The following is a 20942-nucleotide window of genomic DNA, read 5'->3' on the forward strand; positions in this document are numbered from 1 at the left end:
AGCTCCTTTATCCTGAAAATATGACAGGTGACTACTTCAGAAGGAGGTTGAAGGTGCAGATGACACAATCGCAACTTTGGAAACGCATATGGAAGCACAAAGTCTTCTACTTGTTTTTGCTACCTGGAATTATATGGTTTATATTATTCAGTTATATACCTCTCTTTGGCATTCAGGTTGCATTTCGCGACTATACGTTTTCAGGCGGAATCACAGGGAGCCCGTGGGCGGGTCTGAAGTATTTCAAACAGTTCTTCGATTATTATCAGTCCAATGCGATTATCCGCAATACGATTATGATTAGTTTGTTGAAATTATTGATAGGGTTCTCGATGCCTATCCTATTAGCCGTGTTGCTCAATGAAGTTCATAACACGAGATTCAAGAAAGTGGTGCAAACGCTTTCCTATTTGCCTTATTTCGTATCCTGGATCGTGGTCGTTACCTTGCTGCAGCGGTTGCTCACCCCATACGGCGGTCCCGTCAACGGCTTGCTCGAATTATTCGGTATAGGCCCGATTCAATTTCTGTACAACAAGACATGGTTCTACCAGATTATCATTAGTTCGGACATATGGAAGAACATCGGCTGGAATTCAATCATCTACATGGCGGCCATCGCAGGGATTGACCAACAGCTCTATGAAGCAGCGAAGATGGATGGAGCGGGCCGATTCAGACAGATATGGCATATTACGCTACCAGGCATTCGCAATGTGGCGGTCATCTTATTTATCCTCTCTTGCGGCAGCATCATGAATGCCGGATATGAGCAGCTTCTGCTGCTGAATGGACCGGCAACGGCCAGTATCGGCAGTGTCTTGGATGTACATGTAATCACAGCCGGGTTAAGGGAAGGACGATTGAGTTATGCGGCAGCGGTTGGACTGTTCCAGAGCTTGATAGGACTCATCCTTATTCTGATCGTCAATCAAATCGCACGCAAGAAAAGCGACGTATCGCTGTTCTGAGGAGGTGGTGAGATGCTGCGAAAAATAAATGTTTTTTCGATAGTCAATTATACGATCTTAACTTTATTCGGTTTTCTGATGCTCTATCCCTTTATTTATGTTCTCGTGTATTCCTTGAATGATGGCAAAGATTCGATGATGGGAGCGCTCTATTTCTTCCCCCGCCAATTCACGTTAGATAATTACGCGGACGTGTTCCATAATCCGCGAATATGGCAAGCATACAAAATCACATTAACGAGAACCGTGCTCGGTGTGTTCCTGCACGTATCGTTATCTACACTCATGGCGTATGCCCTTTCCAAAAAAACGCTTCCGGGCCGATCGTTTTTTACTTTTTTCATCTTTTTGCCAACAATTTTTAGTGCAGGCTTCATTCCTTACTTTATCACGCTCCAGAAGCTTCACCTGATTAATACATTCTGGGTATATGTGATTCCGATGCTTTATAACTTTATGCATATTGTCATTATCCGTACATTCCTTCAAGGGATACCGGAGGAATTGGAAGAGTCGGCACGGATCGATGGATACGGAGATTTTCAAATCTTCCTCAAGATTATTCTTCCCTTATCCGGTCCCGTTCTGGCAACGATTGCGTTGTTCAATGGAGTGGCCCATTGGAACGATTGGTTTGCAGGCGCCTACTATGTGTCCGACAAAAATTTGCTGCCGGTACAGACCCTGCTTCAAGAAATGTTGATGGAGGCGGAATCCCTGGCATCTTCGATGCAGCGCGCTGCGCAGCAGGGGGGGCAGACGATGAGCGCGAGTACGGGCGGAAGCACACCGGAGTCGCTTCGGATGGCTCTTTTGGTGATTACGGTCTTCCCGATCCTGTGCGTTTACCCTTTCTTGCAGCGTTATTTTGTAAAAGGGGTTATGATCGGCTCCGTCAAAGGATGATGTCACCTTACGTCTCTCATGCTCTTTATATTTACTAAATTGATATCTAGGAGGAAGTACGATGGTTAAGAAATGGTACAAAAAAAGTTCACTCATTTTGTTAACGGCTGTCCTAATGTCAACTGCCTTGCTTGGCTGTTCTTCCAGCACGAACAAGAGCAGCGAGAGCGATAGCTTATCAGATGAAGATGTAACATTGACCATTCTTCATAACTGGAATGGATCCAGTGGTGCGGACATTGACATGACCCCCGTACAGGAAGTGATTAAGGAAAAGACGGGCGTCACCGTCAAATTCGATTATACGAAAGGCAGCGAGCTGGAAAAGATAAACGTCATGTTCGCTACCCAAAATCTTCCGGATATCTATACCGGGCCAGCTTGGGGCGGGGAGTTGGACGCCATTGTAAAGGCTGCGAAGGAAGGACAGTTGGTTGACGTGTCGGATAAGTTAGATCAATATCCTAACCTTGCCAAGACCATCGAGAAAGAGAACGTTCCCGAATCGATTTATAAGAATGCGATCGATGCTTACGATGGGAAAAAATATTTGCTATATCACAACTATCCTGCAACTGATCAGGATATTCAGGACTGGCTGTATGGATTCTATGTACGCAAGGATATTGCAGATCAAATTGGCGTTGATCCTCAATCCATTAAGACCGTTGAAGATTTCTATCAATTTCTGAAAAAAATAAAAGATGCCAATCTTGCGGTCAACGGAATGCCAATGATCCCATTAGGGGGATTTAGCAACGGTTGGGCAGTCAATTTAACGAACTCCGCCTTTTTTCCGGCAACTTATGTCGATAAGGGCGACGGGTCTTTTGAACACAGCTTTTTTACGAAAAGTTATGAAGATTACACCTTATTTAACCGCAAGTTGATTGCAGAAGGATTATTAGATCTTGAAGCTTTCACCCAGACTGATCAAATTGCCAAAGAAAAGATTAATCAGGGACGGGTAGCGGTTCTGGGAGCACACTTCCCGGCAATTTATGATGCTACATTGGATTATGCCAAAGCGCATCCTGGTGCAGAATTCGTCCCTGTCGGGCCATTGGAGCGTGCGGGAGCGGAACCGAATCAACCTGCTGATTTAAGTGCCCAGGGTTCTAACGTTACGGTTATCCCGAAAACGACGAAAAACGTCGATGCCGCTCTTAAAGTGCTGGACTTCCTGGCATCCGACGAGGGATTCTTGTTGTCTGTATACGGAGTCGAGGGTGTTCATTGGGAAATGGTAGATGGCAAACCGACAGCAAAACAAGAATGGTTTGATAAATTCGCGAATGACCCGACAGGCAAAGTTCGCCAGAATGAAGGGATTGAAACTGGTTTTAGATCTATCAGCGGACTTTTCCGTCTCGGATCCGTTGGCAACGGTGACATTTATGCTGACCCGGATCGCCAACAAGCGATTGAAGAGACGCGAAAGATTTTCCGCCCGAACGGTATTCACATGGTAACCGAGATCAGCCCTGGCGATGTGATTATCAACTCGCCGCAATGGGAGACGCTGAAGCCATCGATGGATAAGATAGGCGATGTATGGAGAGAAGCGGTATATGCCAAGTCGGATGAGGATGCGTTGAAAGTAATCAATGAGCTGAGAAAACAACTGATCAATACAGGCTATAACGAAGCAATGGAATATGTGAATCAGGAGCTCAAAGGCAAGGAAGTTAGAAGGTTCCAATTAGATAACTAGAAAACGAAAAGAGGAGAGCGTTCCTACGTTCTTCTCCCCTACAAATCACACCCAAATAAGGAGAAAAAATATGACGACAACCTTTAGACCGCCATCTGTCCCTCTTGTTACGGTAGATCCTTATTTTAGCGTCTGGTCTGGATCTGACCATCTCTATGATGATCACACCAGGCACTGGACAAATAAGCGACATGGAATGGTCGGTCTTATTCAGATAGACGGCAAGGTCAGAAGATTCATGGGGAAACTGGATCTGGAGGATGGCCCACAGCAATCCGAACTGGAAGTCATTCCACAGACGAATCTCCAAATCGATCCGCTCACGACAACATATACGTTCGAAGGAGATGGAATTGTACTGGGAGTCCAATTTACAACACCGCTATTAATGGATGACCTGGAGCTGCTCTCAAGACCAGCGACCTACGTTACCTTCCATACGTATGCGGTAGATGGCCAGGCACACGATGTTAAGCTCTATGTAGATGTTACGGGGGAATGGTGTGTTCATGAACCAGAGCAAGAGATAGAATGGAACCGCCATCTCATTGGCCGGCACCTGAATCTGATGACCATGGGAACGACAGATCAGCCCATTCTACGGCGTGTAGGAGACGATACCCGAATCGACTGGGGCTACTTATGTCTTGCTGTGCCTCAAGCAGACCATATGAAGACGGCTATTCATTCGTATGACATTCGAGCACAATTTATCGATAGCGGAGAGCTTCCTGCAGCAGATGATACGAGTAAGCCCCGGAAGGTATCTGACCATATGCCGGTCATGGCTGCCGTGATTGACATGGGTCAGATTGGTGCCGCTCAAGTATCGGAGTACCTGATCCTCGCTTATCATGACGTGTATTCCATTGAGTATTGCAATACAAGATTAGAACCTTATTGGAGAAGAACGGGTGCAACATTCAATGAGATGCTCCTGTCCTGCTCCCAACAATATGAAGAGATTATGCGCAGGTGTTCACGCTTTAATCAGCAATTAAACGAAGAGAGCCGGGCTGCTGGCGGAGATAAATACAGGGATATACTCGCTTTAACATACAGGCAGGCAATCGCGGCGCACAAGCTCGTCGAAAGCAAGGACGGAGAAGTGCTGTTTTTCTCGAAAGAAAACTTCAGCAATGGTTGTATCGCGACCGTTGATGTCAGCTATCCTTCTATTCCTCTCTTTTTGCGATATAATACAGAGCTTATTAAAGGCATGATGAGGCCGATCTTTGAATATGCCCGGAGCGGAAATTGGGAATTCGAATTTGCGCCGCATGACGTAGGCACATATCCGAAGGCGAACGGTCAGGTCTACGGTGAAAATAAACTGGAATTTCAGATGCCGATTGAAGAATGCGGCAACATGCTGCTGATGGCTGCTGCGGTATGCCGATTTGAACATTGTGCTGAATTTGCCAAGGAGCACTGGGAACTGCTTACTCAATGGGCGGACTATTTACTTAAGTACGGTCTCGACCCCGAGAATCAGCTATGTACGGATGACTTTGCAGGTCATCTTGCTCATAACGTTAATCTCTCGGTCAAAGCCATATTGGGAATTGGCGCTTATTCTTACATGTGTTCTCTGCAAGACCGCGAGGAGAGCGTTGTGTATCGAAGCGCAGCAGAGAAGATGTCGGAGCAATGGATGATGATGGCGAGTGCGGGAGATCACTTCAAGTTGACCTTTGATAGTTCCGAGACCACGTGGAGCATGAAGTATAACCTGATATGGGATCGTCTGCTGGGACTGCATTTATTCCCGAATCATGTCGTAGAAAAAGAACTCGCCTTCTACGAAGCAATGAAAAATAAATATGGAACTCCGCTTGACAGCAGAAATACGTATACGAAGTCAGATTGGCTTGTATGGTGTGCTTCGATGGCATCGAACCATGTACAATTCGAGCAGCTTATCTCTCCGCTGTGGGACTTCATGAATGAAACTCCTGATCGCGTTCCGGTTACAGATTGGTATGATACGATCACGGGGAAGCAGATGAACTTCCAGAACCGATCGGTTGTAGGAGGATTCTTCATTCGTCTTCTTACGAAGCATCAAACGTAACAGAATAAAGCCAGTATAGAAGAACTTCAGGGACTACCCTATTGTCATGCAGACAGTTAGGATAGTCCCTGTTTGTGTTCATCGTCTTCGTGTTGCAGTGCTGCTGCTCATTAAATACGGCCAGGCCATCGACAACGCTCCAGCACCTGTCTAATATCCAGATGGAGCTCCCCTACCCAATCTCCGGAATGCACCCATTGTCCGTCATTGCATTGCATGCTGCGCCCCTGATACCGTCTACGACAAGCTTGCATATTCCATAGGCCGCCGCGATTCCGAGAAGCGCCAATCCGATTGGCACGGCAATGATAGAATACAGCGAGAATCCGTCAATACTTTGACAGACGAGCATCACCACGAGAAGCGACGATAAGATGGTGGCCGCGATGGAATGCTTCCGCATGCCGAAGTACAACGGAATCAGGCTCAAAAAGCTGGTCGCCAAGGCGCTCATCACCATGGTTAGCAGGGAATGGGCCGCCACAGACACGGTTAACGGCTCCGGCACGATAGGCGTGACCAGATTCAATACATAGAAGCCTATCCCGACGAACAAATTCCCGGCAATGCCCGAACACAGCGTGAACAGCACCACGATAAGCAGTTTGGCTGCAAGAAGCTTTTTGCGGTTGATGGGGTACATGAACAGAAGCGCAATCGATTTGCTGCGGAACTCATCAATGACAATTCGTGACAGCAGCACTGCCGCGAACACGATGTAAGTCGCCCGCATTAGCGTATCGATGATGGAAAAAGCCATTCCGTAGTCGGTCAGAGGCATCTTTTCCTTCACTTCGACAAAGAAACTAATCAGGCATAGGAGAGCCAAAATCATGACATTGGCTATGAGTGCCGCGCGAATAAAAGGGCCGATGCGAAATTTGCGCATTTCGAGCCTCATCAGTTCAAGCAATGACGCCATCTCCGTGTCTTTACAAGCTCCATTATAGGAATCGATGTTTGCTTATTTCTTACAAATTTCTTATGTTGCGCTGTACGTTACAGCAGAGAATAAAAAAAATTTATAAAAATGCGATCTAGTTCACAGAAATATTCATCATCGATCCGTAAACTAAAATCAAGCAAGTACTTACTTGACGAAGAGAAAGGAGAGCTTATCCGTGAAACAGACGGTAAGAGAAAAAATGCTGTCGGCTGCCTTAGAAAATATGGCGGTGCATGGATTCAAGGGTACGACAACCAAATGTATCGCCCGGCAGGCAGAAATTAATGAAGCGACGATATTCAAGCATTTCAAAGGCAAAGATGATCTCATTCATGAATCATTAGCGCAGCAATTGACCATGATAAAAACAAAAATCGATACCTTTTTCCACACCGACCACGAAAACATTCGTGAACTGCTGCTGGCGAAGATTGATTTTATCAATGAGATATATGAACAGCATAAAGCTTTCTTCTTAGTCACCATTAGAGAAATGGGCAGCAAAGAGCTGGAATTTATGCATCCTTCGATCTTCCAATATATCACGGGGGAGTTCGAAAAGGAAATTGCCAAGATGGCGGACGGTTCCATCACTGAGGATGAAATCAACGGCATCGCGCTCATCGCGAACAGTGTGCTGCTGACCATTATTCTTGAAAAAGTGAAGGCAGAAAGCTTTGGGCATCCAGTTCGACTGGATATGAAAAAGGAAATGCTCGTTGAATTTTTGCTTCGCCTCTGGGGCGGATAGATTACAAAGGAGAGGTGCATTGAATGAAATGGATGGAGAGAACACTGGAAGATATCTTTAAGACGCTTCAAACAAACAGAGAGGACGGACTCAGCAGTAAGCAAGCGGCGGAGATGCTGGAGCAAAAGGGCTACAATGAGTTCGAAGAAGAGAAGAAAGAGAGCATCTGGGCGAAGCTCTTGCATCAGTTAACAGAGGTTACCACATTAATCTTGATCGTAGCCGCCATCATTTCCACTTATCTTGCGATAACAGAGGGACATGACTATGCGGAGCCGATCGTTATCATCGCCATCGTCATCCTGAACGCGGTGCTTGGCATTCGACAGGAGCTTAGCGCGGAAAAGGCGCTGGACGCTCTTAAAAATATGAACGCTCCACTGGCCAAGGTTGTGCGTGATGGAATGCTGCAGCCAATCAGTGCGAAAGAGCTCGTACCTGGTGATATTATCGTGGTCGAAGCTGGAGATATGATTCCGGCGGATGCCCGTATTATAGAGGGTTCCAATCTGCTTGTTGAGGAGTCTGCCCTGACGGGCGAGAGTGTGCCTTCGGAGAAAAACGCAAATGCCGAAGTCAAAGAATCCGCTCCGCTCGGAGACCGGGTGAATATGCTCTTCTCCGGCTGCCTGGTCACCAATGGACGCGGCAGAGCGGTTGTCGTAGCAACCGGAATGGAGACCGAGATGGGCAAGATCGCTTCCCTTCTCAACAATACGAAAAAGAGCAAGACTCCGCTTCAAAATCGCCTCATGGAGCTCGGGAAGAAGCTAAGTGTCGTTGCTGTTGCATCTGGTGCGCTTGTCTTCTTCATTGGCCTCATGTATGGCGAGACGATGATGGAAATGCTGATGACCGCCGTATCCTTGGCCGTAGCTGCCGTGCCGGAGACGCTGCCTGTTATCGTCACCATCACCCTGGCATTTGGCATTCAAAATATGGTGAAGAAAAATGCAATCATTCGCCGTATCCCGGCGGTGGAGGCGCTTGGCAGCGCATCGGTTATCTGTTCCGATAAGACGGGAACGCTGACCCAGAATAAGATGACGATTCAGCAGATCTGGGCGGTCTCTCATGAGCCGAAGGGCGTCGGTGCTGAATTCAATGAGACGGAGAACGATCTCCTCGTCATGTTCAGCCTGGCAAGCAACGCATCCATCGAAGAAAAGGATGGAGAAGAGACGGTTATCGGCGATCCGACCGAGTCCGCGATTATTCGTCTCATGCTGAATAAAGGGATGACCAAGGCAGAGCTTGAGGCGAAATATCCGCGTGTGCATGAGCTTCCCTTTGATTCTTCCCGGAAGCTGATGACGACGGTGCACCGCACCGCAGAAGGCTATATCTCCATTACCAAGGGCGCCTTCGACCGTATTCCGCTGGATCCGAATGCAGACTGCACGAGTCAGCATCAAGCGCAGGCGAATCATGTTCACGATCAATTCGCTGAGCAAGCCCTTCGCGTCCTGGCGCTTGGGTACAAGCACTATGATGAGCTGCCTGAGAAGCTGGACGCAGAAGAGCTGGAGCAGGGCCTCCGCTTCGCCGGTCTCGTAGGGATGATCGATCCGCCGCGTCCGGAGAGCAAGGCTGCGGTGCAAGCCGCCAAGGATGCAGGAATTAAGACAGTCATGATCACGGGAGACCATATGGCTACCGCATCGGCCATTGCCCGCCAGATTGGCATTCTCGAGGAGGGCGACCTCGCGATATCCGGTGAAGAGCTTACGCGCATGTCCGATGAGGAGCTCACGCACAAGGTCAAAGATATTGCCGTATATGGCCGTGTATCCCCGGAGGACAAGATTCGTATCGTACAAGCTTGGCAGGCAAATGATGCCGTCGTCGCGATGACTGGTGACGGGGTGAATGACGCTCCTGCCTTGAAGGCGGCGGATGTCGGCACGGCTATGGGCATCACAGGTACCGATGTAGCGAAGAGCGCTTCGGACATGGTCTTGACCGACGATAACTTCGCAACGATCGTCGATGCCGTTGGAGAAGGAAGACGCGTCTACGAAAATATACGCAAGACGATCTACTTCCTGCTAAGCTGCAACTTCTCGGAGATTTTGATTATGATTATTGCGATTATGCTCGGTTGGGGAGCGCCGGTCATCGCGATTCAATTGCTCATGATCAACGTCGTGGCTGACGGTATCCCAGGCTTCTGCTTGAGCCGCGAGAAGATGGAGCCTGATGCGATGAAGCAGAAGCCGATCGCGAAGAATGCCGGCATTTTCTCCAATGGCTTAGGCAAGAAGATTGCCTTTCAAGCAATAGTTTACACGATTCTAACGTTAATTGGCTTCTATGTAGGGAACTTTGTACAAATCTCTGATCAAATCGGGCCGTCCTACGAAGTTGGGCAGACGATGGCCTTTATCATCCTGGGCTGGTCCTCTGTCGTTCATATTTTCAATGTGCGCAGCAACACCTTATCGATCTTCACGATCGGGTTCATGTCCAACCGGCCATTGTTCTGGTGTGCGATGCTGTCGCTGGCGATCGTATTCGGCGTAGCCGTGATCCCGGCGCTGATGGACATCTTCCACCTCGTGCCGTTGAGCTTGACCCACTGGGTTCTGGTTACGGTGCTGTCCGTCATCCCGCTCGCCGTGGTCGAGCTTATCAAGCTGCAGAAGCGTGCGCAGCTCAGAGCGCAAGGATAGATCGAATGCGGGGCGGCCTGGGGCCGCCCCGATTATTCGTATAGATGCTTGATTGCAATATTCGTCTAAGGGGCATCCACTAAATCCCAATGAATCACTCCCGTATAATTTCCCGCATAAGCATAGGGATTGAGCTTCATTACAATGCCTTGATTCTTTTCCCAGTCAATGGATATCTCTTGATCGTCCTGGGTAGCATTGGTGTAGACATCCACAGCAATTCCCGGTTCCATCGTTGTTTCAATTCCCTTCTCGTCAACATAAATCAATGCATCCTTCAGTTCATGCCCCCGGTCATCGGTAAATGGTTCAGCCAACGTCGCCGAGAGCCGCCATGAACTGCCTTTTCCACGGGTATCTTGAACACGAATGTCCCAATCCAGAGTTCGTGTGGATAAGGAAGGATGGCTTGCTATTTTGGCTTGTTCAAAGCTTATATATTGTGCAGCATGGGTAAAAACCAATTTCCCCGTAACATGGACCGTTACGATCTCCACATTGGATTTCCGGCCCGTATCGTCTATGGCGTAGACCTCGATTAGATGCGTGCCCACTGGCAATTGATCAGCCGGAATCGCGTATTGATAAGCAACTTCTTCCCCTTTGTTGGCGGAATTGGCCGCTTGAGAAGCGAAAGTCACCGGTTCATTCCCGTCGATGGCATAGTACAAATCAACGGAATCACTATCCAGATCGATCCAATTTCCCCTAATGGCATAGCCTGCGCCGGCATCAATGGGAATTTCCTCGCCTGCATCCTACAGCATGATCCTGGGCGGATGTCCTACCATAATTTTGATCGAGGCTGTATTGGAAATAAGGCCGTCATCATTCGTTGCATAGACTTCAAACGAATTTTCACCAAGCCGGAATAATTGATGGATCAAGATATATCTCCATTCAACAGGTTCGGAAGACTGTCCGCCCTCTAGCGTCTCCTTTTGAAGCAGTGAAGAATTTATGATGAAATGCAGAGTGACTTTGGAATTATCAAGATCTTTCCAGGTTCCAGTCACCATATAGTCCTCACCGGCATTTAACAGAATGGGCCCTTCATCAAGTATGGTCACTTCAGGCGCCCGGATGGCTTGAATCTCATAAGTAACGGGATCGCTGCTGCTTATATAGTTGCTTCCTGCCAAGCTGAACTCTTCCGTAACGGGTGTGTGTTCCCGTAAGCCATTCACTTTCACCTGAAAAGACATCATCTGCTCCTCATAATCGGCACTCATATCTTGAAGAGGAACGGCCAACGTTTGTCCTGACCAGTAACTATCATTCAGCGGCGTCGTCCCGTTGCGATTAGTCAACGTTAATGAATTCGGAACGTAGGTGACAGAATCATTAATCGTCGTCTTGCCGATTATATTTTTCCAGTTCTGTTTGCCGGAGAGATATTTGGCGCTGATGGTGTAGGTTAATTCTTCCCCCTTATAGACGGAGGCGCCTTGGTCGACAATACTGCCGTCTTTTCTCGTTATCGTTTCGTTGACTTCGCCATGGACGAGTCCCGGCACGCTTTCGAACACAACCCGGTTCTGCGCATAACTACCTCCAGTTGAACCGGTAAATCCCCAATAGACCTGGTTCGTGCCGAAGACATCCTGGACATTTACTGGGATCTTAACCTCATTTGTTCCTTGCAGATGATAAGACAACATGCTGTTGGCCGCATCCCATTTCACTTCGAATCTGCGCCATGTATCATTCGATAATGTCCCCGTATATTGAAGATCTTTATGAATCATTTTTCTTGCCCACTCAAATATTGAATGCATATAATCTACATAAGTACTCGCTTTTCCCGGATAGTTCCAGGCAATGTGGTTTCCACCGCGACTGTCGTAATCAAACCGGCCATCGCCGAATGTGGCACCATAATTTACGTACGTATCAAATTCAACCGCCAGGCTGTTTTGAATTCCATTATACGGACCGTTATGATCTTGTGATGCCCATACACCAAGGCTTGCGCCATTGTTCGCTAACGCATTGGTGCCCTTCGGATCATTATGCATAACAAATGCAATACCGTCCGCGGCGTTATTCCCGGCGTTGCCGAAATATAAATACATGGATGCCGTAAAATCTTGCGTCAAATCCATTAAATTGCTCGGGGTTGACCAGATTCCGCCCCTTTGATACGTCGCGTTTGGCGTGATTTCTACGATTGAACCATTAATAACGGAACTGTTCGAACCCGATGGCAGCGTAAATATATTTTCCAGGGTAATGCTGGCCGGAGTAAGATTCGCATTGCGCGGCGTCGCCATCCGATGGTAGGTTGCATACGTTACATCCGTGACGGACTTGCCATAAGTTGCATTCGTGACGGAACTGCCATTATCGGGGATCGTAACGACAATATCTTCTTCCTCCGCATTCGCAGCTTCCCCCTTGACCGGATCGATCCACACGAAGTTGGGAAGCAGCATGCACACAGCTAATAACACTGCCAACTTACGACGAAGAAATATGATGTTCAACTTTTTCATTATTTCCTCCTCTTTTTCCCACAGCAATAACCCAATAATGAAAGCCAACCTTGCAATGATCGCGCTCATTCCGAGGAAGATCGGCACCCCGAGCGTTCGGTATAGAAGCTTGAACTGTAATCACAGACTAGATGACTCCGCAGTATAGCTCTTTAAATACGAAATAACAGAATTTGCGATGGATCGGTACTTGAGCGCTCCCTCTCCTCTAACCCTCCATTTATATCCATCGTAATAGACTAGCAACTCAACGTCCTCCCGGATCATCACGACATATTGATGCTTCGAAATGACACGTATGCTGACTTGCTCCCTGTCGATTACGACGGGAAACTCGTTGAAATCGCGTTGGTTCAGTTGCTTGATAGCTTCTGCGAGGACAGGCAGTAACGTGCTTTTACGTTTCGTTTCCATTCTCCAGGAATAGGGTGTTCGATAAAAGGTTGCGATCTTTACTTTTTGATATTTCACAATCCATCTGTTATTCCCGTCTTGCGTCATCTCCAAATGATACGTCTGCCCGTCCCGCCTAATCGTAATCATGGCCGCCTACCCCCAGCCTCGTGCAATGATGTACAAAAAAACAGGCCAAAGCTTCGGTTTGACCTGTTGATATGGGCCACTTTACAAAAGTGAAGTCTTCGGCTCCGATATCCAATATCCTTGAAATCCATCTGCAAACCGTTGCATGCGCTGAAATTGCAGTTCCGTCTCGATACCTTCTGCGATAATCTGAATCCCCATATCCTGAAAGGAATGCATCAGTTTCTCGATGCATTGCAGGACGCTATTGTCTTCACAGGCATGGACGACTTCTTTCGCCAGCTTAATATACTGTGGCTTCAGTCGCAGGATGAAGGGGATAGACATATACCCGTATCCAAAATCATCTATCGCGAAATGAATCCCTGCAGCAGACAAGCGTTCGATATGGCCGATCAATAGCTGCTCATCTTGAATTGCGCCATGCTCAGTTATTTCAATAATGAGAGGATGCTGGTTATGGTATGGCAACGATTTCGGCAACGCATTTGTTGAGAACGGGTGGGAATTGAGAAAGAGAGGCAGGTGTCCCGAGTAGTTGTCGAGGGCAAGTGCCTTGCACTCCAGATCAATGGCGTTAATGCATTCCATGTCTTCGGGAGAACTGGCGAGGAGCATGTCCAATGCCTTCCTGGAGTCCGCTCCCCGTATGAACGATTCGTATCCGATGATGGATAGCCGCCTATCAACAATGGGTTGGAATACCGGATATATCTCCAACGTTCGTTTAAGGCGCATCCACTAAACCCCAACGGATCAGTCCCTTATAATTTCCCGCATAAGCATAGGGGTTAATCTTCATTAAAATGCCTCGATTCTCTTCCCAGTCAATGGATACCTCTTGATCGTCCTGGGTAACATGAGTGTAGACATACGCAGGAATTCCCGGTTCCAACATTGTTTCATTGCCATTCTCGTCAACAAATAGTACTGCATCCTTCAACTCATTCCCCCGGTCATCGGCAAATGGTTCGGCCAAAGTCGCCGAGAGCCTCCATGAACTCCCTTTTCCGCGAGTATCCTTCACGCGGATATCCCAATCCGGATTTCGTGTGGACAAGGAAGGTTGGCTTGCTATTTTTCCAGGTTCAAAGCTGATATTTTCTGCCGCATTCGTGAAAACCAGTTGGCCTGTAACATGGACCGTCACGGTTTCCACATTGGATGTCCGGCCCGAATCATCTACGGCATAGACTTCGATGTGATGCATGCCCACCGGCAATTGTTCTGCCGGAATCGTGTATTGGTAAGCGACTTCTTCCCCTTTGTTGGCGGAATTGGCAACGTGAGAAGCGAAATTCACTGGTTCCTTCCCGTCGATGGCATAATATAAATCAACGGTGTCGCTATCCAGATCGCTCCAATATCCCGAAATCGCATATTCATCGCCGGCCTCCATGGGAATTTCTTCGCCTGCATCCCGCAACGTTATCGTGGGCGCGCTTCCTACGATAATCTTGAGCGAAGCTGTATTGGAAATCAGGCCGTCATCATTCGTTACATAGATTTCAAACGTGTTTTCCCCAAGCCGGAATAGTTGATGGAGCAAGATATAACTCCATTCAACAGGTTCGGAAGACTGTCCGCCCCCCAGCCACGCCGTATGAAGCAGAGAAGAATTCACGATAAAATGCACCCTGCCCTCAGGATTATCAAGATCTTTCCAAGTCCCCGTCACCATATAGTCCTCACCGATATTTAACAGAACGGGCCCTTCATCAAGGATGGTCACTTCCGGCGCCCGGATGGCGTGAATCTCATAAGTAACGGCGTCGCTGGTGCTTATATTGTTTCTTCCTAAGACGGTGAATTTTTCGGTCACGGGTGTGTTTAGCGGTAACCTATTCACTTTAACCCGAAATGAAATTGTCTGCTCCTCATATTCAGCGCTCATATCTTGAAGGGGAACGGCCAACGTTTGCCCTGACCAGTAACTATCATTCACCGGTTTCGTCCCGTGGCGATCGGTGAACGTCAGTGAATTCGGAACGTAGGTGACATGATCATTGATCGTCGTCAGCCCGAATATATTATTCCAGTTCTGTTTGCCGGAGAAATATTTCGCGGTGATGGTGTAGGTCAATTCCTCCCCCTTATAGACGAAGTCGCCCTGGCCAACAACACTTCCGTCTTCTCTCGTTATCGTTTCGTTGACTTCGCCATTGACGAGTCCCGGGACGCTTTCGAACACAACCCGATTCTGCGCATATTTACTTCCGGTTGAACCGGTAAAACCCCAATAGACCTGGTTCGTGCCGAAGACATCCTGGACATCAATCGGAATCGTCACCGGATTGGTGCCTTGCAGATGATATGTCAATTGCTTGTCAACCGCGTTCCACTTGACTTCGAATTTACGCCATGTATCATCCGATAATGTCCCCGTATATTGAAGATCCTTATGAATCATTTTTCTTGCCCATTCAAACAGTGGTATATAATAATCTACATACGTACTCGATTTTCCCGGATAGTTCCATGCAATGTGGTTCCCACCGGCACTGTCAGTATCAAACCGGCCATCACCAAGGCCATTATTATTTATATACGTGTCGAACTCGACTGCCAAACTGTTTTGAATTCCATTATACGGACCGTTATGATCTTGTGATGCCCATACACCAAGGCTTGCGCCATTGTTCGCTAACGCATTGGTGCCCTTCGGATCATTATGCATAACAAATGCAATGCCGTCCGCAGCGTTATTTCTTGCGTTGCCGAAATATAAATACATGGATGCCATAAAATCTTGCGTCAAGTCCATCATATTGTTGGAGGTTGACCAGATTCCGCCCCTTTGATACGTCGCGTTCGGCGTGATTTCTACGATCGAACCGTTAATCACGGAACTGTTCGAACCCGTTGGTGTCGTAAATATATTTTCCAGGGTAACACTGGGCGGAGGAAGATTCGCATTGCGCGGCATCGCCATCCGATGATAGGTTGCATAAGTTACATCCGTGACAGAATTGCCATAAGTTACGTCCGTGACGGAACTGCCATTATCGGGCATCGTAACGAATATGTCTTCTTCCTTCGCATTCGCAGCTTCCCCCTTGACTGGCCCGAACCACGCGAAGCTGGGGAGCAGCATGCAGAACATTAACAGCACCGCCAGCTTAGGACGAGGAAATTTTCGGTTCAACTTCTTCATAGTTTTCTCCTCTTTTTTTCCGCAACAATAACACAATGATGACAGCCAATATTGCAATGATCGCGCCCATTCCGAGGAAGATGAACATATCCTTGCTCCCGCCATCCGTGTTAGCGCCGGTTGTAACGGAGTTGTCGTTGATTTGCTTCGCCTCTTCCCCTTTGATCTCGAACATTTTATCGAATTCCCAAGTCTGCTTGCCGTCACTGGCCGTTACATATAAATGATATTTTCCGGATTCGAGCCGCCCGCCTTCCCAACGAACCGGGAAATCAAAGTTAGAGTTCGGAGCCATAGACATCTCGCTTTTTTTCGTTTCATACAGCGTCTCTGATTTGCCTTCTTTTGTGATTCTGGCATTGACCTCCAGATTATTCACAATAACGGGTTTTATATTTTGCAGGTTGGCAGTGACTACCGGACGATAGTTCATCAAGCCCGCCTGAACTTCATTTAGCTTCAGAACTGGCTCTACCGTTTTTTCCGTTTCAGATAATTTGACGCCAATGACATAAGAAAATTGATTTTTTAATTGCACCTGATTGCTGCTTTCAGGTTCATCGGTTTGATTGAGTTGGTAAACATAGAATCCGCCTAAAATGACTCCATCGAACGGCTCTTCGGGCATTTGAATGGTAAACGGAACTTCCTTCGTTTCCTTTCCCTTCAACGATACCGTTTGTTTTGGAGAGATCAGTTCGGAAAATGCATACTTCAATGAACTGTCTTTTTCATGCTCGTGTTTGCTGTAATCAATAACTCCATTTTGGTTCGTTACCGCTGTATTGGGTTCAATCATCAACTCGATTGCTTCGGCTGATCCGTTTTTCACGGTTAGCGATATCATCTGTGTGGAACCAGGCTCCATCTTCAAGTCAAAATAGGTCAGATTATGGTTGATTTGATTCTCGGGAATATTAGCCTTGACGGAGTAATTCATTGATCCGGCAAAAGCCACATCATTGCCTGCAACAAGTCCAAATCCAATCCATAGTGAAGCAAGCAGCATCAATAAAGCTTTTTTCATTCGTAATTCCCTTTCTGCCCCGCAAAGACTTCGCCCATACGGAGCGCATGTTCATACCGTAATCATGTAACGTTGAACTCGGCTTACATTATACGATGGCAGCCAAGTTCAACGAACGCTTCGAATTTGCTTTTAGTTCGGCGCGTCAGATACTTCCCATGTAATTACCGCGCTGTAATCGGTGAGCGCATCCGCCGATCCCGGCAACACCTGTAACTGAACATTCGTATTGTTGCCCTCCGTTCCCGGGAACACGTCAATCCAGGTTCCGCGGCCGGCGCCCTCTTTGGCGGCCATCACCAACTGCGCATCCGTGTTATTGAAGACCACATCATAGGCGACAGGGGGAGCCGACACATTGCCGGACTGCGATTTGACTTGTCCGTTGCGGAACGATAATACGGCTCCGGCGAGTGTTTTGCCGTCTTGGCTTTTGAAGCCGGAAGATGTCGCTTTCAGCGTCCATCCTTCTCCAGTACCGCGTTTGTCCGATACTTGAACGAACGGACTTTTATTTTTGGCATGATACGTCATCGGACTGCTTCCGATTTTCTGAGTTCCGAACTGAATATTGGAGACATAGTCAAGCGTCAATGAACCGCTGTTCCCCGTGCCTCCATTCCCCGAATCTTCCGGATCGATAGGTTCTCCCGGAGCGGGATTGTCCGGATTCAGAGGATCTAACGGGCCCGTAGGACCTTCATCCGCCGTAAAACGAATCGAATTGGTAGAAGTGGCGCTGTTGTCAGCCGCCACAACCATATAGCTTAACGGAGCTGACCCTGTCAAGAGAATCGCTAATGCCATTACCTTCAGCAACTTCATCGATTACCACCCCTGAATCTCATTATTGCGGAGCGTCCAGCAGGCTCCAGTACAATGTGGATTCATAGTCACCGGTCAAGTTACCGGCAGGAACTTGAATCGTCACTTGGCTTGCGTCGAACTTATCGACCCATGTACCCATGCCCGCGTTGGCTGCCGCCACCATCAAGTTCTGCGGATCAGTGGTAGCTGAGTCGGTGCTCAATTGCACTGCTCTCGCTGTTGGGGCTGTGGATACATTATCTAACGATGTTTTTAGCGTACCAACCGGAAGCGTGACAATGGCTCCTTTCAGCACTTTGGAGTTTTCCTTCTTATCTTTGAAAGGCGTAGCCGATACTTGCAATGTCCATCCCGCTCCCGTACCGCGAATATCCGTAACTTGAACGTTTGGATTTGTCGTCGTTGTTGTGTAGGTTACATCTCCGCCTGATAGAGTGTGGGAAGCAAAAAGCAGCGGCGAGACATTGTCGATCGTTAGTGTCCCTTCATTTCCCGTAGACCCGTCCGGCACACTTGGTTCAAGCGGCGGCGTTACAGCGTCTTGTGACGTTATCGTAATGCTTCCTGTAGAAGTGGCAGAGGAGCTTGGCGCTTCCTCCGTGCCTGCATCTTCCGCGCATGCCACTGCAGGCGTCACGAATAACAGAATCGCCGCGAATAATAAGAAACCTTTCTTGAGACCGTTCTTTATACCTTTTTTCGTCTTCATTTCTCCACTACTCCTTTATTTTTTATGAGTTGCCGGTACAACGTTCAGACCCTATTCCCGAACCGTGAGCCCCCCTTTCTACGCTACATTTCTTCCATCTCTATGAACGTCTGTAATTCCATTTGCTGTATTATTCATGCTGCCGAATCAGACTTAATTTATTTTAGGGCAACATCCAACCGCTAACTTCCTCATTTTTTCCGTTGCGAAGCAAAATAAATGGTAGTAAAGTACTAGTAATGAAAATTTGTTTCTAATAAAGAGACAAGATCATGCATCGACCGGATTTAGGGATTGCCAACCCATCCAGTAAATAAAAAAAAAAGGATACTTTACAGTATCCCATTGATATGACCACGCTATAGGCGCAGCGTGTCTTTAATCATATTAATTTCATAATTGGAGAGTAAGGGACTAACTTGAATGACAGGCACCTTATTCGTGAGGAGAGCATAGTTATGCTTATTCGTTGTAATAATGACATCTACATATTGATGAGCAACAAGATGGGCCATTTCTTGGGCTTGGTTGGTTGTAACTATTTTAATTTGTCCATTTAAGTGATCCAGCAGCTTCAGCATGGCATATCTCGTGACGCCGGGATCACTCATATACAATAAAATGGTCTTTTCTTTTAATTGCAGATGATGACCTTTCCTGCTGGCCACGAAGTACATCGTAAAATCCGCAATGTCATCCTCCCTGATGGAGTCCGCATACTTGGAGTAGAGTTGAACAGCTTCCACAATCGCGTGATACAGCACAGGTTCTCTGCTTTTAATGACTTCTTTGTGCAGGTTAACGTAGCTATATATTCGAGTCACCCATCTTACCCTCGCAGAGAGACAATATTCATGAATTTGCTGCACTAAGATGTGGTCCTGCGAAAACGGCAATTGGGTTTGCTCTTGTATATATCGTATCGAATTCGCGACCGTATCCCATTGGTGTTGGACAATGATTCTTCTTGAATGATTATGTGCAATTCTGGACGCGCCAAGGATCAGCGCTGCACCATAATGCAGTTCATGAGTGGGGAACGTAATGTGTAAGGACGCCAGATACCTCTCAATAAGCGGAAGAAGCCAATCAATCGTTTCCCCCAATTCCGCAAGCAAGTGAGGATAAACAAACTCAGTGATATATTTTTTTTTGGCCATCCGGTTCTGCCAAACCGACAACATGATCGGGAGCTGTATATACGTATTATCTGAAAAAGTAAAATCGCCTTCATTTTCAATCTTTTTCATAAAAGTGTACATGAAATCTAAAGATTGCTTTTGAATCCAACCCGTGCAGTTTTTATTTACGTAATAATCATAATAAAATTGACGTAAATGAAATTCCTCTCCATTGATTTTAAGCGGCTTCATGTCTAGTCGCAGATGGTATTGTTTCAACTCTTTTCTCACCATTTTTAATAATTTGCTTACTGTGCTTACGCTATAAAAGAGCGCACGGCTGACTTCGACCAAAGAACAGCCTGAATCATTCTGAATCAAAAAGGCCATCAAATTTTGCATTTTGTCGGTTTCTTTGATGAGATGTTCAAAAGCCAAATTCGAATGATTATCGGGCCGATGCAGGTAAACCCCTTTACCTCTTTGGCTTACGATAAACCAATTCTCCGGTAAGAAAGACTTCAAAAGTTCCAGATCTTTCCTGACTGTCTTGGCAGAGCAATCCATGATCACAGCTAATTCTTGAGTCGTGATCCACTCTTGATGATCTACTAAATATTGGTATAATTTGATTAATCTGTTTGGAGTTTTCATCAGCCTCTGCCCCCCCTGGACTTTACATCTCTCTGGATCTTTATACGGCATATGTACTCCGATCAACCAAAAACATAATCATTTTCAGTTCCCATCAGTACGGTTGCTTTTTCCATAGAGTTGGAACGTGGGCGCCTGTAAATAATCAATTTAATTAAAATTTAATGTTTCTATGCACAAAATAGTATACTAAAAAACTTTGTTTATATCATACTATCACCAGTTTCAAAGTCAACTTTCACCCATGATTTACCTCACCGCTTTCGTTCATCAGGCTGCCGCAATGTTTGAAGGGGAGAGCGAGCTAGAGTAAAGGGCAGAGAATTTCTGCCCCTCCTCATCAAACCGTACGTGAGGTTTTCCCTCATACGGCTTTC

Annotated in this window: 17 protein-coding genes; 6 read left to right on the forward strand and 11 right to left on the reverse strand. The window is 47.0% G+C overall.

Annotated features, from left to right (window positions below; all coding sequences use genetic code 11):
* The first annotated feature begins 59 nt into the window (after window positions 1-59).
* The 4 genes from DQX05_RS10875 (at window position 60) to DQX05_RS10890 (ending at window position 5665) form a co-directional block, all read left to right on the forward strand.
* Window positions 60-971 (forward strand): ABC transporter permease, encoded by a 912-nt coding sequence (locus DQX05_RS10875; protein ID WP_259391908.1) that lies wholly within the window; start codon window positions 60-62, stop codon window positions 969-971.
* Between the two features lie 12 nt (window positions 972-983).
* Window positions 984-1877 carry a carbohydrate ABC transporter permease gene (locus tag DQX05_RS10880; protein ID WP_119793423.1) on the forward strand — a complete coding sequence of 298 codons (894 nt, stop codon included), beginning with the start codon at window positions 984-986 and terminating at the stop codon, window positions 1875-1877.
* A gap of 61 nt (window positions 1878-1938) precedes the next feature.
* A complete protein-coding gene (locus tag DQX05_RS10885; protein ID WP_119793425.1) occupies window positions 1939-3591 on the forward strand; it encodes an extracellular solute-binding protein in 1653 nt (550 codons plus the stop codon).
* A 55-nt stretch (window positions 3592-3646) separates the two neighbouring features.
* Window positions 3647-5665: a glutaminase family protein gene (locus tag DQX05_RS10890; RefSeq protein WP_472924369.1), complete on the forward strand. Its 2019-nt coding sequence runs from the start codon at window positions 3647-3649 to the stop codon at window positions 5663-5665.
* 110 nt (window positions 5666-5775) lie between these two features.
* Here the strand turns inward: DQX05_RS10890 and DQX05_RS33085 are convergent, their stop codons facing one another.
* Both DQX05_RS33085 and DQX05_RS10895 read right to left on the reverse strand, forming a co-directional pair.
* Window positions 5776-5883 carry a hypothetical protein gene (locus DQX05_RS33085; RefSeq protein ID WP_397335247.1) on the reverse strand — a complete coding sequence of 36 codons (108 nt, stop codon included), beginning with the start codon at window positions 5881-5883 and terminating at the stop codon, window positions 5776-5778.
* Entirely contained in the window at window positions 5838-6587 is a 750-nt protein-coding gene (locus DQX05_RS10895) for an ABC transporter permease (protein ID WP_472924368.1), read from the reverse strand. The genes DQX05_RS33085 and DQX05_RS10895 overlap by 46 nt, the downstream gene beginning before the upstream one ends.
* A 199-nt stretch (window positions 6588-6786) precedes the next feature.
* On the opposite strand from DQX05_RS10895, the gene DQX05_RS10900 reads away from it, so the two are divergent.
* Complete coding sequence (locus tag DQX05_RS10900) at window positions 6787-7362, forward strand: TetR/AcrR family transcriptional regulator (protein WP_119793429.1); 576 nt, start codon at window positions 6787-6789, stop codon at window positions 7360-7362.
* 23 nt (window positions 7363-7385) lie between these two features.
* On the forward strand, window positions 7386-10034 hold the full coding sequence (locus DQX05_RS10905) for a cation-translocating P-type ATPase (protein ID WP_119793431.1): 2649 nt from the start codon (window positions 7386-7388) through the stop codon (window positions 10032-10034).
* A 65-nt stretch (window positions 10035-10099) separates the two neighbouring features.
* Here DQX05_RS10905 and DQX05_RS10910 read toward each other — a convergent pair whose 3' ends face one another.
* From DQX05_RS10910 to DQX05_RS10950, 9 genes are all read right to left on the reverse strand, one after another.
* Window positions 10100-10705, reverse strand: a complete 606-nt coding sequence (locus DQX05_RS10910; RefSeq protein WP_182914700.1) for a WxL domain-containing protein — start codon at window positions 10703-10705, stop codon at window positions 10100-10102.
* An 87-nt stretch (window positions 10706-10792) separates the two neighbouring features.
* Window positions 10793-12529, reverse strand: a complete 1737-nt coding sequence (locus tag DQX05_RS10915) for an L-type lectin-domain containing protein (protein WP_182914701.1) — start codon at window positions 12527-12529, stop codon at window positions 10793-10795.
* A gap of 120 nt (window positions 12530-12649) precedes the next feature.
* Window positions 12650-13072 (reverse strand): hypothetical protein, encoded by a 423-nt coding sequence (locus tag DQX05_RS10920; RefSeq protein ID WP_119793436.1) that lies wholly within the window; start codon window positions 13070-13072, stop codon window positions 12650-12652.
* A gap of 81 nt (window positions 13073-13153) precedes the next feature.
* Complete coding sequence (locus DQX05_RS10925) at window positions 13154-13810, reverse strand: EAL domain-containing protein (RefSeq protein ID WP_119793438.1); 657 nt, start codon at window positions 13808-13810, stop codon at window positions 13154-13156.
* Window positions 13800-16226, reverse strand: a complete 2427-nt coding sequence (locus DQX05_RS10930; protein ID WP_182914702.1) for an L-type lectin-domain containing protein — start codon at window positions 16224-16226, stop codon at window positions 13800-13802. The genes DQX05_RS10925 and DQX05_RS10930 overlap by 11 nt, the downstream gene beginning before the upstream one ends.
* The gene (locus DQX05_RS10935) at window positions 16192-17253 is read right to left on the reverse strand and encodes a WxLIP family cell surface protein (RefSeq protein ID WP_119793442.1); all 1062 of its coding nucleotides are present in this window, start codon (window positions 17251-17253) and stop codon (window positions 16192-16194) included. The genes DQX05_RS10930 and DQX05_RS10935 overlap by 35 nt, the downstream gene beginning before the upstream one ends.
* A gap of 132 nt (window positions 17254-17385) precedes the next feature.
* On the reverse strand, window positions 17386-18078 hold the full coding sequence (locus DQX05_RS10940) for a WxL domain-containing protein (RefSeq protein WP_119793443.1): 693 nt from the start codon (window positions 18076-18078) through the stop codon (window positions 17386-17388).
* 22 nt (window positions 18079-18100) lie between these two features.
* A complete protein-coding gene (locus DQX05_RS10945) occupies window positions 18101-18790 on the reverse strand; it encodes a WxL domain-containing protein (RefSeq protein ID WP_119793445.1) in 690 nt (229 codons plus the stop codon).
* Between the two features lie 359 nt (window positions 18791-19149).
* The gene (locus DQX05_RS10950; protein WP_182914703.1) at window positions 19150-20565 is read right to left on the reverse strand and encodes a BglG family transcription antiterminator; all 1416 of its coding nucleotides are present in this window, start codon (window positions 20563-20565) and stop codon (window positions 19150-19152) included.
* Window positions 20566-20942: the final 377 nt, after the last annotated feature.

Origin of the sequence: Paenibacillus thiaminolyticus (assembly GCF_003591545.1) — a bacterium.
In the GTDB taxonomy this organism is placed as follows: domain Bacteria; phylum Bacillota; class Bacilli; order Paenibacillales; family Paenibacillaceae; genus Paenibacillus_B; species Paenibacillus_B thiaminolyticus_A.

Bases quoted from the DNA above. Each gene is read 5' to 3' on its own strand.
- DQX05_RS10875 (WP_259391908.1), top strand. From the start codon at position 60: ATGACACAATCGCAACTTTGGAAACGCATATGGAAGCACAAAGTCTTC.
- DQX05_RS10880 (WP_119793423.1), top strand. From the start codon at position 984: ATGCTGCGAAAAATAAATGTTTTTTCGATAGTCAATTATACGATCTTA.
- DQX05_RS10885 (WP_119793425.1), top strand. From the start codon at position 1,939: ATGGTTAAGAAATGGTACAAAAAAAGTTCACTCATTTTGTTAACGGCT.
- DQX05_RS33085 (WP_397335247.1), bottom strand. From the start codon at position 5,883: ATGCAATGCAATGACGGACAATGGGTGCATTCCGGAGATTGGGTAGGG.
- DQX05_RS10895 (WP_472924368.1), bottom strand. From the start codon at position 6,587: ATGGCGTCATTGCTTGAACTGATGAGGCTCGAAATGCGCAAATTTCGC.
- DQX05_RS10905 (WP_119793431.1), top strand. From the start codon at position 7,386: ATGAAATGGATGGAGAGAACACTGGAAGATATCTTTAAGACGCTTCAA.
- DQX05_RS10915 (WP_182914701.1), bottom strand. From the start codon at position 12,529: ATGAAAAAGTTGAACATCATATTTCTTCGTCGTAAGTTGGCAGTGTTA.
- DQX05_RS10920 (WP_119793436.1), bottom strand. From the start codon at position 13,072: ATGATTACGATTAGGCGGGACGGGCAGACGTATCATTTGGAGATGACG.
- DQX05_RS10925 (WP_119793438.1), bottom strand. From the start codon at position 13,810: ATGCGCCTTAAACGAACGTTGGAGATATATCCGGTATTCCAACCCATT.
- DQX05_RS10930 (WP_182914702.1), bottom strand. From the start codon at position 16,226: ATGAAGAAGTTGAACCGAAAATTTCCTCGTCCTAAGCTGGCGGTGCTG.
- DQX05_RS10935 (WP_119793442.1), bottom strand. From the start codon at position 17,253: ATGAAAAAAGCTTTATTGATGCTGCTTGCTTCACTATGGATTGGATTT.
- DQX05_RS10940 (WP_119793443.1), bottom strand. From the start codon at position 18,078: ATGAAGTTGCTGAAGGTAATGGCATTAGCGATTCTCTTGACAGGGTCA.
- DQX05_RS10945 (WP_119793445.1), bottom strand. From the start codon at position 18,790: ATGAAGACGAAAAAAGGTATAAAGAACGGTCTCAAGAAAGGTTTCTTA.
- DQX05_RS10950 (WP_182914703.1), bottom strand. From the start codon at position 20,565: ATGAAAACTCCAAACAGATTAATCAAATTATACCAATATTTAGTAGAT.